This is a genomic window from Pseudomonas sp. HP_08, from assembly GCF_055284095.1.
This window is the reverse complement of record NZ_JBTOQC010000054.1, coordinates 267,217-280,615: the sequence shown is the minus strand read 5'-3', so window position 1 is coordinate 280,615 and position 13,399 is coordinate 267,217. Positions and strand designations below refer to the sequence as shown.

The following is a 13,399-nucleotide window of genomic DNA, read 5'->3' as shown; positions in this document are numbered from 1 at the left end:
TTTGGAGCGAAAATCCAGGATGTAATTGTAGACGTAGCGTACACAGCCAAAGGTTTTCTCCAGTAGCAGTTTCTGCTCTGAAGTGGGGTAAAACCTGAATTTATAGGCGCGTTTGCTCATCGGTGGATGGCGCCATCAAGCTGTATTTATGTACAGTATATATTGCTACGCCGCGCTCCTTTCCTCCCCCACCTGAAGGAAGGAGTTTCTCGGAGCGATCTGGATGAAAATCGACTCATCCGATTACACCCCTGTCCTGCACCTGCAGGTTGCCAGCTCAGCAGCAGTTTCTGCGAGCGACAATACGGTCAGCACCAGCGTTACCCCTGCCACGACCAAGGTTGATATCTCCAGGGAAGGCCAGGAAAAGCTGGAAAGCGAAAAGTATGCCGACATCGACAACGCGCCGCTGCCAGAAGAGGTAAAGGAAGCCCTGAAGAACATTCGCAAACTTCAGGAAAAGATCGCTCAGAAAAGCCAGGAGTTGATGGAAATTCTGAGCGACAAGACGTTGACCGACGACGAAATCAAACGTCAACGGGAGATGCTCACGACCGAGATCAGAAGCATGCAGTCGGCGCTAGGGCAAGCCACCAATGCGCTGAACAATGCCATGAGTGCCAAGAGCATGGACAGCAAAAGCCGGGACTTGGCCAAAGGTTTGATTGGCATGAAATAAGCTCCACGCCTCCCGGCCATCAACGCCGATAAATAGCCTGCACAAGCCCGTCCGCCAGCGTGCCCCAGGCCCCGGCCACAGAGGTATTGGTCATGACCACCAGGCTCAGTTGCGCCTGCGGGTCGACCCAATAGTGGCAGCCGAACAACCCGCACCAGCCCCACGTGCCGACGCCTTGTACATGCCCGGCAGCGTCGGGGTCTGTGAGCACCGCAGGCCCCAGCCCAAAACCCCATCCCGGACCGCGACTGGCCATCGGCAGATCGCCCAGCGCGTTGCCCAGCAAGGCAGCGGTGCTGGCCGGGGTCAGCAGCGGCGCGCCGCCCATTCGCAAACACTCGAGCAAGCGCAAATAGTCGTCTGCCGTACCCAGCAGGCCGGCGCCGCCCGAGGCATAGGCGTCGGCCCTGCAAGCACGGCTGGCAGACAACTGCGCCAGGCCGCTGTCGAGCAGCAGGCTGTCGTGAGCGGCGATGGCTTGCGGTAAACCGGGCGCGTCTTTGTAAGGCCGCGCCAACGGGCATTCGGGCCGGTCGACAAAACCGGTGGCGGTCATGTGCAAGGGTTCGGTCACCCAGCGGGCGATGGCCTGGGCCAGCGGCAAGCCGCTGGCCTTTTCGATCACCGCACCCAGCACATCGGTGGCCAGCGAGTAGCCCCAGGCGCTGCCCGGCTTGAACAGCAAGGGCACGTGCGCCAGGCGTTGCAGGTTTTGCTCAAGCGTCAGTTGCCCATCATCCAGACCATCGGACACACCCGCGAGCTGATAGGCATTGCCCGGCGGTTGCTCAAAGCCGTAACTCAGGCCGCTGGTGTGCGACAGCAAGTGCCGCAGCGTGATCTCGGCTTCGCGGCCATCGGCCAGCCGCGGGCGAAATTCCCCCAGCCAGTCGCTGATCCGTTGCTGCAAGCCAAGCACGCCCAGTTCGCACAGGCGCAAGGCGACCACCGAGGTGAGCAGTTTGCTCAGCGAAGCCAGGCGAAAGCGCGTGTCACGCTGCATCACCCTGCCCGCTTCGATGTCGGCCCAGCCCCGGGCGCTGGCATAACGCAGCTCGCAAGCTTCGGCCAGCAGCAAGACGCCGCCGACAATCTGCCCGCTGTCGATGTGCCGGTGCCACACCTCACTGACGCGCTGCAGTGCGCGGGCGTCGAGCATCAGAACCCCCGCACCGCGTGGCTGAAGATCTGCTGGTAGCCTTCGGCCGAATGGCGCACCGGGTTGGTGTGCGAGCAGCCGTCGTTAAAGGCCATCTGCCCGATCAGCCGCGCATCGCGTTCGTCGATGCCCAAGGCCGCCAGGGTGTGCGGGATGCCCATGTCTTCGCGCAGTTGCAGCAGCCAGTCGAGCACGCCCTTGAAGCCCGGCACCGGCAAGCGCAGGGCGTGCGCCAGGTCTTCCATCGGCCGGTGCAAAACCGCTTCGTTGGCGAGCAGCACATAAGGCAGCACGATGGCGTTGAGCAGCCCGTGATGATGGTCGTACAGCGCGCCCAGCGACTGGGCGATGGCGTGTACGCCGCCCAGGCCGCGCTGGAACGCTGCCGCGCCGAGGCTGGAGGCGACCAGCATCTGCTCGCGCGACGCCAGGTCCTGGCCGTCTTCAACCACGCGCGGCAGGTGCCGCTTGATCATCTGCATGCCCTTGACCGACACCGCTTCGGCCATCGGGTGCCAGACCGGCGAGCACCAGGCTTCCATGCAGTGGGTCAGCGCGTCCATGCCGGTGGCGGCGGTCAGGTGCGTGGGCAGGCTGAGAGTCAGCCGCGCATCGAGAATCGCCACTTTAGGCATCATGCGGATGTGCAGAATGGTGCGTTTGACCTGCGCCTCTTCGTCCGTGATCACCGCCGCCCGACCGACTTCGGAGCCGGTGCCGGCGGTGGTCGGTAAGGCGATCAGCGGCGCGATGCCGTCGGGGTCGGCGCGCAGGTGGTTGTCGCCGATGTCTTCGAAATCCCACAGCGGGCGACGCTGGCCGGACATCAACGCCACGGCCTTGGCGGCGTCCAGCGCCGAGCCGCCACCAAAGGCGATGACGCCGTCATGGTTGCCGGCCTTGTAGGCGGCCAGGCCTTCGGCGACGTTGGTGCCGGTGGGATTGCCCTTGACCTGATCGAACAGCGCGCAGTGGCCCAGCTCGCGGCGGCAGTCGTCCAGCGCTTGCTGGATCATGTGGCTGCTGCCCAGGTCGCGGTCGGTGATCAGCAGCGGCCTGCGGATACCGCTGTCGCGGCACGCCTCGGCCAGTTCCCGCGCACGGCCGGCGCCGACGCGAATGGAAGTGGGGTAATGCCAGTTACTGGTGTGCATAAAAGTCGTTCCTTGAAAGATGAGTGCGAATGCCATGGCGGCTGGTTTCACCCTTTCGGCGCCAGGCATCAGGCCGGTCCGGGGACTTAGAAATGCAGCCACGCCGCTGGAATCAGGCCCAGCAGCAAGCGCAGGCCGAAGGCGACCATGAACAGGCCGGTGATGATGTCGATGGCCTTTTTCATGCGGCGATAGCGCTCCTGCACCGCTGGAATCGAGAACAGCGTGGCCAGCAGCACGAACCACGAGATGGCCAGCACGGCGATGATCGACACGCCGGCCGTGCGCACCCACATCGGCAGGCCAGGGGCGGCGACGGTGGTGAACACGCTGGTGTAGAACGCCAGGGCCTTGGGGTTGGTCATGTTGGTCAGCAGGCCGAAGCGGTAGGCGCGGCTCAGGCTGCCGATGCCCAGCGCCTTGATGTCACGCGGGGCCGGCTGGCTGCCGGCATTGCGCAGGCTCTTGGTGCCCAGCCAGGTCAGGTAGGCGCCGCCGAGCAGTTGCAGGCCCGGTTGCAGCCACGGCAGTTGCTGGAACATCAGGCCCAGACCTGTGGCAGCGAGCAAGGCCCAGATGATGCTGCCGGAGGCCACGCCCAAACCTGCGCAGATGCCTTGCTGGCGCGACTGGCTGAACGACAGTTGGGTGATGACCAGAAAGTTCGGGCCGGGGCTGATGATCAGCACGATAAAGGCACCGGCCAGGGCGGTAAGCAAAGTGAGTTCGTTCATGAAGCGTTCCTCAGGTCCGTCGATAAGAGAGTCAGGCTTTGCAGGCAGTCGTGTACCGCCCGCCGCGCTTGTAAGGGCGCCAGGCATGCGGGGTCGGGGGTTGGCACGTAGTGGTTGTAAAAAGTGCAGCCTTCGACCGCCGGCCCCAGCACCCACAGGCGTGAATGGGGCCGGCCGTCTGGGCGCAGCGCACGACTGGCGGTGTCAATGGCCACGCCGTCGGCCGGGTACGGATGGGCGGCATGGATCAGGCCCTGGCGCAGCAGATCAGTGAGCAGTTCATTGCGGTTATGCAGCAGACCGCTGGGGCTGACACGCGCCTGAATCAGGTGGTCGACGTCCAGCATCGATGCCTGCGCCGGCGCCAGCACCTCGACCACACCGGCCTCGATCAGCGCCAGCAGGTCTTCATAGCGTTCGCATTGCGGCCCGCCTACCAGCCGGTTGGACACCCCGGCATACACGGCGTAGAACGCCTGCGTCGAGTGCGCCTGCAAGCCATCGTGGTCGGCGACCCGACGCAGCAGGTCGCGGTAATCACGCCAGACTTCCAGCGCCTGGGTCAGCGGGCTGCGCGAAGTACCTGCGCGACTGCGGATCAGGTCGTGCTCGATCCACTGCCGGAACCAGGCGGCGTAACTGTCAGGCGCGCCGTTCCAGCGTTCAGTGGCGTGCCACTGCGCAGGGTCGAACGGCCCCCATTGCTCGCCCAGCCGGGCGAACAGCGCATGTCGCTCAGGCGTACCCACGGCGTGGCGCAAGGTCTGTTGCAGGTCGCTCAGTTGCGCCGGGGCTTCAAGCCACACGCGGGCCTGATAGAACACGGCGCGCATTTCGTCCTCGATCAGCGGCAGCACTTCACCCGCGAAATCCAGCTGGCCTTGCGCTGCCTGACGACGCAGCGCCTCGATGGCGGCGGCGGTGAAGTACAGCCGTGGCCAAGCGTGACGCTCTGCTGCGTCATAGTGCGGGCGGGCATGAAACGGCCGGCCGCTGCGCGAGTACAGGTACAGGCGTGGCTCTGCGCCGCTGGGCACATAGCGCCAGCCCGCCAGGCTGCTGTCGGCGACAAAGCGCCCGCCGCGCCCTTCGGTGAGGGCCGCCAGCGTGTCCATAGCGCTCAGCCCCAGGCCTTCAATCGCCACGCGCTGGCCGATGTCGGCAGGCAACGGTGCCGCCGTGGCATGCCCGCAGGTGATGAACAGCGCGTCATAAGCGCGGCATTCACCCTGCTGCGTGCGCAATTGCCAGCCCTCAGCCAGCGGCTGGGCACTGACTACCCGCTGCGCCACATGCCGCACCTGCAACGCCTGCGGACAATGGCCAAGCAGCCAGCGGTAGCTGTCTTGCAAGTAGCGGCCCAGCAAGCGCCGCGGCACAAAATCACCAAAGCCGATCGGCCGTCCGTGGCCGCTGCTGTCGACATGGCCCCGCGCATCGAGGCGCAGATCATGGGCCTGGCACCACGCCAGAAAACTCATACCCGGCGGCTCGGTCGCCGGGTGTGCGGTGCAAAACGCCGAGAGTTGCCCGGCCATGGTATTGAGCATCAGGTAGTCGGGCTGCTCGCTCTGGTGCAGGCCGCCGCCCGGGGTTTGCGGGTCGAACAGGTCGATGTGCAGCGCGCGGCCGTCATGCCGGTGCAGGGCAATGAATTGCTCCAGCAGGCTCAGGCCCCGCGAGCCCATGCCGACGATGGCGATGCGCAGTGCATCAGTGCAGGTCGTCATGCGCATCACCACCGATTCGATTCAAAGAAGAAGTTCGGCACCGGCAGCGCCCTGCCCTGCGCCACCGCTTGGCGGTACACGCGCTGGCCGACTGCAAGGTCGAGCACGCCCAGGCCGAACGGCGAGAAGATCGTCGGCCGCGCCGGGTCCAGGGTGATCTCGCCGAGCATCAGCTGCGCCAGGGTGCCGGTGATGAACGTGCGGTGCTGATATTCCTGCACCGCCAGTTGCGGCGAGGTGCCGGCCTTGAGGCAATGCTCGACGTCATCGAACAGGTTGTTGGCCTGCGCGATCAACGCAGGCCCCAGGTCGCGCAGCGAGATGTTCAGGACGATTTGCCCAGGCACCAGCAGCGGCTCCAGCACATACGGACTGGGCGCGGTGGTGGCGAACACCAGCAGATTTGCGCTGAGGCTGGCGCGCAGCTGCACGGCCTCAATGTGCAGGCCGTGTTGCTGGCGGGCGTGTTCGATCAGCGCCTGGGCAGAATCGGCATGGCTGTCGTGGACGCTGATGTGCTCGAACTGCCAGCCATCGGCGACCAGCAGATCGAGGATGGTGCGGGCAATAAAGCCCGCGCCGACCAGCGCCAGGTGCCCGGCATGCCGTTGCTGCTTGTTGATCCACAGTGCGCCAAGCACCGCCGACGCCGCCGTGCGGGTGGCGCTGATTCGCGAGGCTTCCAGGCAGGCGTAGGCGTAGCCGGTGTGCGGGTCGTTGAGCAGCAGCACCGCTGAGGCGCGTTGCAGGCCGGTGTCGATATTGCCCGGAAAGCTGGAGATCCACTTGATGCCGGTCACCGGCTGCTCGCCTTCAAGGCTGGCCGGCAAGGCAATGATGCGGTTGGCCGGTTGCGCCGGAAAGCGCAGAAAGTAGCTGTCCGGGTTAATGGTGCGCCCCGCCTCGTGGTGCAGATACGCCAGGCGTACATCCTCGATGCTGGCTTGCGGGTCGCTGGCCAGAATCTGCGCCACGCTTTCACCGTCGACCACATGAAAGGCGGCACGTCCTGGTTCATCGCCAGGCTCGGATTCAGGGCCTGGCTCGGCAAAGTAGGTGGTGTGCGCGGCCTCGATCGTCAGGTCCGCCAGGGTCATGCCCAGCACTTCACGGCCAAAGCGCTGCTCGACCCATTGATCGTCGTACAGCGTGTCGAGGTAGCGTTCGCCCCAGTCCGGCGACAGCGCCACCACCACCGCGCCGGGTTCGATGCGCTCGCGCCAGGCATGCACGGCGGCCACCACCGTGGCGGTCGAGCCGCCGACCAGCAGGCCGCGGCTGCGCGCCAGCAAACGGGCCATGGCCACGGTGCGCGCTTCGGGGACCATCTCCAGGGCATGAATGCCTTGCGGGTCAAAGATCGGCGGCCGCTGGCTGGTGCCCAGCCCCGGAATGAAACGCCGCCCGGCCGGCGTGCCGAAGGTCACCGAACCGATGCTGTCGACGGCGATGATCTTTGTCTGTGGATGCTGCTGGCGAAAGTACTGCACGCAGCCCATCAGCGTGCCGGTGGTGCCGGCGCCGACGAACAGGTAGTCGATCTTGCCGAAGTGCTCGCCGATCGAGCGCGCCGTGGTCTGCGCATGAGCGCGCGGGTTGGCGGCGTTTTCGTACTGGTTGAGCCACACATAGCGCGCGTCGCGGGCCAGCAGGTCGCGGATCAGCGCGATGCGCGTGCCGAGAAAGCCGCCGTTGGCGTCGGCGGTGTCGACCTGGATGACCTCGGCGCCGTAGCTGCGCATCACACGGATGCTGTGGCTGGCGCTGTTGGGGTCGACCACGCAGGTAAACCGCAAGCCACGGCTGGCGCAGAGCATGGCCAGCGCCACGCCCAGATTGCCCGACGACGACTCGATCAACACGGTGTCGGGCGTGATCAGCCCGCGCGCTTGCAGGTCGTCGATCAAGGCGACGGCGGTCTTGAGCTTGATCGAGCCTGCCGGGTTGAACGACTCCATTTTCAGGTGAAAGTCAGGGCCGATACCGGCCACGTTGAGAAAGGTGCGGTCGTGAATGATGTCGCCGATGGTGTCAAACATGCTCGTCACTCACAGGGCTTGGGCAATGGCCGGCGCCGGGGTGGCGACAGCACTGTGGATTGCGTTGGCAATACGTTCGGCACGCAGCGCCATCATCGAGAACGACTGGCTGTCGCTGATGCCATGGCTGCGCTCGGACAGGCCGTTGACCCACAGCTGCACGTCGCAGTGCTGCGCCGTGGCAATGCGGTAATCGCGGTCGATCAGCAGGCCGCCGTTGGCATCGCTGGCCAGCCACGGTTGCAGACCCGCCAGCAGCGCCGGCACGCGCAGTTGCTGGTAACCGGTGGCGAGCACGATGGCGTCCACCTCGACCACCTGGCTGCGCTGGCTGAACGTGTCGGTGAGCGTGACCCGGTAGCTGTTCGATTGAGGGGCATCGCCCTGTTGCTCGATCGCGCTGACCTGGTGATAGCCGTAGGTGCGCAGGCGCTGGCGGCCGGCGATGGCGTCTTCGTAGGTCAACGAGAACAGCTTCTGGCTTTCGTCCGGGTCGATGCCGGCGTAGTTGGTGGCGCGGCTGTAGTCGAGAAACTGCTGGCGCGCGGCGGCATCGAGGCTGTGGAAATAGTCGACGTGATCGGGGCCGAACACGCGGTTGGGGAATTGCCCCAACTGGGTGAGCTTGAAGCCGGCGCTGCGGTGTACCGAGTGCACCTGCACGTCGCGGTCGCGTTCGATCAGTTCCAGCACCGACTCGCTGGCGCTCTGGCCGGAGCCGATCACCAGCCAGCGCTTTGGCAGCGCATCACCGAAGGCCTGCAGGCAGGTGAGAAATTGCGAGGTGTGAAACACCTGCGGCCCCAGCAACGCGGCAAAGCGCTCGGGAATCTGTGGCACGCTGCCGCTGGACAACACCAGGTTGCGGGTGGTGAACAGCCCGTGCGGGGTCTGGACCTGCACCTCACGCAAGCGGCCGTTGCGGATCACCGGCGCAATGTCTGTGGCCGGCGTGTTGAAGTGGGTGCTGGCGTCGACCTGACGCGACACCCAGGCCACATAGTCCGACCATTCGTGGCGGCTGGCCGGGCGACCGAGCAGGCCGAATTCGAACATACGGCCCTTGTCCTTGAGGTACATGGCAAAGGAAAAGCGGCTGCGCGGGTTGCGCGGTGTCACCAGGTCGCGAAACACGTGGTGGTTGATGTCGGTGCCGGCCAGCAGCAGTTCGCGGTGCCATTGGGTGTCGGCGGCGCTTTCCAGAAAGCGCAGGTCGAGGCGCCCCAGCGGGTGACCCTGTTCGCGAGCGTCTTCAAGTACGCAGGCCAGGGCAATCCCGGCCGGTCCAAAGCCGATGCACAGGGCATCGGAGTCAAGTGTGTGATGACCCATGAAAATCCGTCCTTAGTGATGTGGGTAAACAGGTGTGGCGTGCAATGGCTCAAGACCGCCCGGCCCGACGCGCCAGACGCGATTGCGCGCGCCGATGCATTCGCCGTGCTCGAACGCCACGCTGCCCAGCGCGGTGGTGAAACGTTCGCGGTGCAAGGCCTCGAGCAAGGCGCGGCGGTTCGGCCACTCGCGCCCGGCCAGTGCCGCGAGCACGTGCAACAGGCGCAGGCTCTCGCGGTAGTAGGTCTGCGGCGCGCTGCCGAACAGTTGCTGGTGCTGATGCGGGTAATCGTCAGAGGCAGCGTCAGCGCTATCGTCGAAACCGATCACGTAGGTGTCGCGGTCCTGCGCGCAGGCGTTGCCCAGGTGCATTGAGGCGGCATCGTCGGTGAGCAGCAGCGGTTTGTGACTGCCGGCCGCGCGGCGGGCCTGCCAGTGTTCGCGGCTGGGTTTCAGGCGCCCGGCGAAGATTTCCACCTCGGCCTGTTCCTCCGTGGCGACCTGCTCCAGCCCGTGCCCGCCAGCCTGCCGGGCGATGGCCGCCGCCAGGGCCTGGCCGTGCGCGCTGTCATCGGCGGCGATGTGCAGGCGTTGCCAGCCACGGGTTTGCACCCAGGCCAGCAAGTCAGCGGCCAGGTGCCGATCCGCCGAACAGCCACGCAAGACGTTGTCGTATTGCGTCAGGGCATCGACCGTTGCCGCCGGGGTCAGCAGCGCAATGCCGGCCTCTCGATACAGCGGTGCGGCGCTCAAGGCGGCGTCGGAAGAGAAATGCCCGATCACCAGGTCTGCGTCCCAGTCGATCATCTGTTGCGCAACCTTGGCACCGCGCCGTGGGTCGGCGCCGTCGTCGAGCCAGTGCCAGCGCACGGCATTCAGGCCCGGCAACAGGTTGCGGCCCAACGCCATGGCCCGCAGAAAGGTGCGCGCATGCGGCGTAACGGCCGGATCGAATACCGCGCTGACCCCGACCCGCAACGGCCTGAGTAACCCGTTGCAGGCAATCATGGCTGCACCCGGTGGTCGAACGTGGCCGGTTGCAGGGCGCGACGCGGGCACAGCGGTGCCCATTGCGGCGCTGGCTGGCGATCCTCATCGGCCAGGTAGCGGCTTAATTGCCGCGCGGCGATGTCGGCAATGGCGGGCGCGAACTTGAAGCCCAGCCCGGACATACCGCAGGCCACATACAGCCCGCGCTGGTCATCGACAAACCCCAGCAACGGCCGGCCATCGGCGCTGTAGCTGTCAAACCCCGGCGCGATGTCGAGCACCTGCGCCTGGCCGCCGCCGGCCAGTTGCGTGACGCGCTGGCGGGCATCGGCGTGATGCCGCGCATCGGGGCGCGCGAGGTCTTCAGGCAGTTGCGCCCGGTCGCGCAGGCCGCAGCCGCTTTGCACAATGTGCCGGCTGAGCGGGATGGCATAACTGGCGGTCGGTGCGTCGATCACCGGCAGCGGCCAGTCGCGGTCGGTCAACACCCGCGCCAGCGGAATGCTGCGGCTCTCGACATTCAGCTCTGGCAGAAAACGTCGGGTCCAGGCGCCGCTGGCCAGCACCACTACCCGGCAACGCAGGCGGGTTTCACCGAGGTGAATGCTGGCCGAGCCGTCGGCCTGCCAGTCGATGGCCTGCACCCGGCAATGCTCCAGCACCAGACCGGGACCGCGCAGCACCGCACACAACCGCGCGCTGGCCTGGCGCACATCGCCGACGCAAGCACGGGCTTCGTACAGATCAAGCCGGCTTTCGCGGTGCAAATACGGGCCAAAGCCCTGAACCAGACGCATCGGATACTCCGCGCTGGCATAGCGATCAATGGCCGCATTCAGTTCAGCGTGGTGTTCAGGCGCGGCGCGATACAACACGCCGGTGCGGCGCAAGGCCTTGGCATAAGTGGCGGCGAACAGATTGCCGGCCATCACCTGCAACGAATGCGCGGTGAGCTGCATCAGCAGCGGGTCGCCGTCATAAAGGCGCAGCAGCCCGCCGGAACAGGCGCTGGCACCCAGGCTGGCAACGCTGCCCTGATCGAGCAACGCCACGTCCAGACCAAGGCTGGATAACTGCGCGGCAATGCTCGCGCCGACGATGCCGGCGCCAATCACGGCGACTTGGTAATCGATGTCCATATCAGGTGCGCTCAGATCGAATAGTCGGCAGCAGGACCGGTCAGCACGGTGGCGGTGATCCGCGCTTCGGGCAGGCCATAGGCGGTGAGCAAATGGGCGGCGGTGTCGGGAATCAGGCTTTTGCCGATCACCGCGATCAGCGCGGCAAAGTGGCTGACCGGGCGACCTTCGGCCAGTCGCGTGCGGGCGATGGCAATCGCATCGAGCAGCACCTGGGCCATGTGCTGGATCGAGAACTGCTTGAGCTCCGAGGCCTTGCACCATTGCAGGCGCAGCGCTTCGAGCAAGCCGGCGTCCGGGCCGCAGAAGCCACTCCACCAATGGTCGTGCTGGGCAGGACCGGCCTGCAGCAGCGTCGGGAAAAATTCGCCGAACACTTCCTGGCGCCAGGCCTGGAACTGCGCCAGACGAAAATCGCCCTCGCTCTGCTCCGGCGCGATGCTGGCCAGGTACAACCGGGCGCTGTCCGGGCAAGCCTCGCGGGCCAGGTCGGCGACCCAGATGGCGTGGTTGCGGCTGGTCGACAGGTTCAGGCCATCGAGCTTGAGAAACTGGTTGGGCACAAAATGCTGGCGGACCCGCAGGCCGTCGTGGGCGGCCAGTTGCGCCGGGTAGACGATGCAGTGACTGAACACGCAATCGAAACCGAGAAAGTTGACCAGCGTGCCCTGCCCCGAGCGCCAGTACTGGTTGAACAGCTCCGGGCTACCGATGCGCTCGGCGTATTCCCTGAAGGCCGCGATATAGCCGGCCAGGCCCATGAACCAGGTGTGTACGCGGCACGAGCCATCGGCGGCCAGGTCGAGCCCGCCGTCGTGCGGGCGGGTCACGCCCCAGTCGTGCAGGTGTTCAAGGGTGTCGCGCAGCCAGGCATTGAGCGGCTCGCGCCACTGGCGGCCGAGCAAGGTGTCGCGCAATACCGGCTTGAAATCGGCCAGTTTCAGGAACGCCCGGTGCGTGCTCTTAAGCGCCGGTGCCTTGTGGCACAGCTTGCAGTACAGACCGCTCATCAAGGCCGCATCAGGCGCCTGGGCGCAGTTTTCGCACTGGCTGGGGTCCGAGTCGTGGCCGCAGTAGTTGCACAGGCCGCGGGCAAACGCTTCATAGCCCCACTTGTCGCAGCCGGCGCAATACGGCTCGTCGCTGTCGCGAAACTCGATGGCGCCCGCCGTCTGCAACTTATCGAACACTTCGCTGACGGCCTGATGAAACCAGGGGTTGTCGTACGGGCGCATCCAGTTGTCCGGCTGGATATTCACCGCCGCCAGCGACGCTTCGATGCGGTCGGTGTTGCGCCGCGCCAGCTCGATCGGGTCGACGCCCTGCTCAAGGCCCTTGCGCAGCATGTACGACTGATAGTCGTCGGAATACGACAGCAGCACGCAGTCGTGACCGCGCTGGCGCTGCACGCGGGTGAAGACATCGGCGCCCAGAAAGGGGCCGGCAATGTGACCGATGTGCAGATCGCCGTTGGGCGTCGGCGGGGTGATGGTGACAATGAACTTAGCCATCGAGGCACCCCGTCGTTTCCGTATGACGGCTGAGGAAATCGTTGACGTGATTCATGTCCCACCAGATCACGTAAAAGTGGAAGTCTTCATCGGATTCATTGATGACGTAATGGTGGGTGTGCTTCGGGATCGCGGCGATATCGCCTTTGGCGAAACTCATTTCCTTGTCGCCGATCACCAGCCGGGCCGTGCCCTGGATGGCGATGAACAATTCCTGGTCGATCTGCGTGTGGGTGGCGCTGGTGGTGCCGGGGCGCACCACGCACCAGCCACCGCCAAACGGCATCGGGTAACCCTCCCAGGGCAGCAAACGGCTGCCGTCCAGACCGTATTCGTGGACCAGGGCGTCAAATCGCGTCTTACGGTAAATATCGAACTGTTCCATGCTCAAACCCGTGTTTTGTTGGTGGGCAGAGCATGAAATTTGCGGCGCGAACGCGCTATCGGATGGCTGGATAGCTCAGGGGCGACGCATCGAAGGATTCAATCGATAGCCTTTGATCGTTCCATCGGAACTGTATCGGTTATGTCGATTGTCTGTATTGACAGGCACCATTTCTGCAGACCGGGGGGCCTCTCTAGAATGGCGCCATAGGCAAAGCGAATTAAGACTTTGCACTGATGAGAAACACGGAGAACACCATGAAATATGTAATTTTTGCTGCCCTGTCGATGTTCAGCCTGATGGCCTCGGCCAACAGCGACACCACCCCGCAAGCAGCCGATGTACAGCAGTACAGCTACTCGCAAAACCTCGATGTCGCGAAAGTGATCAGCATCGACGCCGCCGAATCGGACCTGTGCGAGCCAGTAGCCGCGAGCATGGTCTACCTCGACAGCCAGGGCGTTGAGCATGAACTGCACTACTCGCGCCTGAGCGAAACCTGCTCTGCACATGGTTGATCGAACATGCTTTTGACAAGGCCGCCGAA

13 protein-coding genes are annotated in these 13,399 nt (G+C 65.0%); 2 read left to right on the top strand and 11 right to left on the bottom strand.

Annotation, left to right across the window (positions count from 1 at the left end):
* Positions 1-120 (bottom strand): helix-turn-helix domain-containing protein (locus ACYAS9_RS31705; protein ID WP_463570231.1); only part of this gene is annotated, 120 nt, incomplete at its 3' end.
* Between the two features lie 103 nt (positions 121-223).
* Here ACYAS9_RS31705 and ACYAS9_RS31700 point away from each other — a divergent pair.
* Complete coding sequence (locus ACYAS9_RS31700) at positions 224-679, top strand: hypothetical protein (RefSeq protein ID WP_463572455.1); 456 nt, start codon at positions 224-226, stop codon at positions 677-679.
* 19 nt (positions 680-698) lie between these two features.
* Here ACYAS9_RS31700 and ACYAS9_RS31695 read toward each other — a convergent pair whose 3' ends face one another.
* The 10 genes from ACYAS9_RS31695 to ACYAS9_RS31650 all read right to left on the bottom strand — a co-directional run bounded on the left by ACYAS9_RS31695 (position 699) and on the right by ACYAS9_RS31650 (position 12,852).
* Positions 699-1,838 carry a serine hydrolase domain-containing protein gene (locus ACYAS9_RS31695; RefSeq protein ID WP_463572454.1) on the bottom strand — a complete coding sequence of 380 codons (1,140 nt, stop codon included), beginning with the start codon at positions 1,836-1,838 and terminating at the stop codon, positions 699-701.
* Positions 1,838-2,992, bottom strand: coding sequence for an iron-containing alcohol dehydrogenase (locus tag ACYAS9_RS31690; RefSeq protein ID WP_463572453.1), 1,155 nt, complete (start codon positions 2,990-2,992; stop codon positions 1,838-1,840). Before ACYAS9_RS31690 ends, ACYAS9_RS31695 begins: the two co-directional genes overlap by 1 nt.
* A gap of 86 nt (positions 2,993-3,078) precedes the next feature.
* Positions 3,079-3,726 (bottom strand): LysE family transporter, encoded by a 648-nt coding sequence (locus tag ACYAS9_RS31685; RefSeq protein ID WP_463572452.1) that lies wholly within the window; start codon positions 3,724-3,726, stop codon positions 3,079-3,081.
* Positions 3,723-5,462 carry an FAD/NAD(P)-binding protein gene (locus ACYAS9_RS31680; RefSeq protein WP_463572451.1) on the bottom strand — a complete coding sequence of 580 codons (1,740 nt, stop codon included), beginning with the start codon at positions 5,460-5,462 and terminating at the stop codon, positions 3,723-3,725. The genes ACYAS9_RS31685 and ACYAS9_RS31680 overlap by 4 nt, the downstream gene beginning before the upstream one ends.
* A complete protein-coding gene (gene sbnA / locus ACYAS9_RS31675; protein ID WP_463572450.1) occupies positions 5,462-7,495 on the bottom strand; it encodes a 2,3-diaminopropionate biosynthesis protein SbnA in 2,034 nt (677 codons plus the stop codon). The genes ACYAS9_RS31680 and sbnA overlap by 1 nt, the downstream gene beginning before the upstream one ends.
* A gap of 9 nt (positions 7,496-7,504) precedes the next feature.
* A complete protein-coding gene (locus ACYAS9_RS31670) occupies positions 7,505-8,827 on the bottom strand; it encodes a SidA/IucD/PvdA family monooxygenase (protein WP_463572449.1) in 1,323 nt (440 codons plus the stop codon).
* Between the two features lie 12 nt (positions 8,828-8,839).
* Complete coding sequence (locus ACYAS9_RS31665) at positions 8,840-9,835, bottom strand: ABC transporter substrate-binding protein (RefSeq protein ID WP_463572448.1); 996 nt, start codon at positions 9,833-9,835, stop codon at positions 8,840-8,842.
* Positions 9,832-10,956: an NAD(P)/FAD-dependent oxidoreductase gene (locus ACYAS9_RS31660; protein WP_463572447.1), complete on the bottom strand. Its 1,125-nt coding sequence runs from the start codon at positions 10,954-10,956 to the stop codon at positions 9,832-9,834. The genes ACYAS9_RS31665 and ACYAS9_RS31660 overlap by 4 nt, the downstream gene beginning before the upstream one ends.
* An 11-nt stretch (positions 10,957-10,967) precedes the next feature.
* Positions 10,968-12,467: a methionine--tRNA ligase gene (locus ACYAS9_RS31655; protein ID WP_463572446.1), complete on the bottom strand. Its 1,500-nt coding sequence runs from the start codon at positions 12,465-12,467 to the stop codon at positions 10,968-10,970.
* On the bottom strand, positions 12,460-12,852 hold the full coding sequence (locus ACYAS9_RS31650) for a cupin domain-containing protein (RefSeq protein ID WP_463572445.1): 393 nt from the start codon (positions 12,850-12,852) through the stop codon (positions 12,460-12,462). The genes ACYAS9_RS31655 and ACYAS9_RS31650 overlap by 8 nt, the downstream gene beginning before the upstream one ends.
* A 257-nt stretch (positions 12,853-13,109) precedes the next feature.
* Here ACYAS9_RS31650 and ACYAS9_RS31645 point away from each other — a divergent pair, with 257 nt between their 5' ends.
* Positions 13,110-13,370 carry a DUF2790 domain-containing protein gene (locus ACYAS9_RS31645; protein WP_463572444.1) on the top strand — a complete coding sequence of 87 codons (261 nt, stop codon included), beginning with the start codon at positions 13,110-13,112 and terminating at the stop codon, positions 13,368-13,370.
* Positions 13,371-13,399 lie beyond the last annotated feature (29 nt).

Bases quoted from the DNA above. Each gene is read 5' to 3' on its own strand.
- ACYAS9_RS31695 (WP_463572454.1), bottom strand. From the start codon at position 1,838: ATGCTCGACGCCCGCGCACTGCAGCGCGTCAGTGAGGTGTGGCACCGG.
- ACYAS9_RS31645 (WP_463572444.1), top strand. From the start codon at position 13,110: ATGAAATATGTAATTTTTGCTGCCCTGTCGATGTTCAGCCTGATGGCC.
- ACYAS9_RS31685 (WP_463572452.1), bottom strand. From the start codon at position 3,726: ATGAACGAACTCACTTTGCTTACCGCCCTGGCCGGTGCCTTTATCGTG.
- ACYAS9_RS31665 (WP_463572448.1), bottom strand. From the start codon at position 9,835: ATGATTGCCTGCAACGGGTTACTCAGGCCGTTGCGGGTCGGGGTCAGC.
- ACYAS9_RS31650 (WP_463572445.1), bottom strand. From the start codon at position 12,852: ATGGAACAGTTCGATATTTACCGTAAGACGCGATTTGACGCCCTGGTC.
- ACYAS9_RS31655 (WP_463572446.1), bottom strand. From the start codon at position 12,467: ATGGCTAAGTTCATTGTCACCATCACCCCGCCGACGCCCAACGGCGAT.
- ACYAS9_RS31670 (WP_463572449.1), bottom strand. From the start codon at position 8,827: ATGGGTCATCACACACTTGACTCCGATGCCCTGTGCATCGGCTTTGGA.
- ACYAS9_RS31680 (WP_463572451.1), bottom strand. From the start codon at position 5,462: ATGCGCATGACGACCTGCACTGATGCACTGCGCATCGCCATCGTCGGC.
- ACYAS9_RS31700 (WP_463572455.1), top strand. From the start codon at position 224: ATGAAAATCGACTCATCCGATTACACCCCTGTCCTGCACCTGCAGGTT.
- sbnA (WP_463572450.1), bottom strand. From the start codon at position 7,495: ATGTTTGACACCATCGGCGACATCATTCACGACCGCACCTTTCTCAAC.
- ACYAS9_RS31660 (WP_463572447.1), bottom strand. From the start codon at position 10,956: ATGGACATCGATTACCAAGTCGCCGTGATTGGCGCCGGCATCGTCGGC.
- ACYAS9_RS31690 (WP_463572453.1), bottom strand. From the start codon at position 2,992: ATGCACACCAGTAACTGGCATTACCCCACTTCCATTCGCGTCGGCGCC.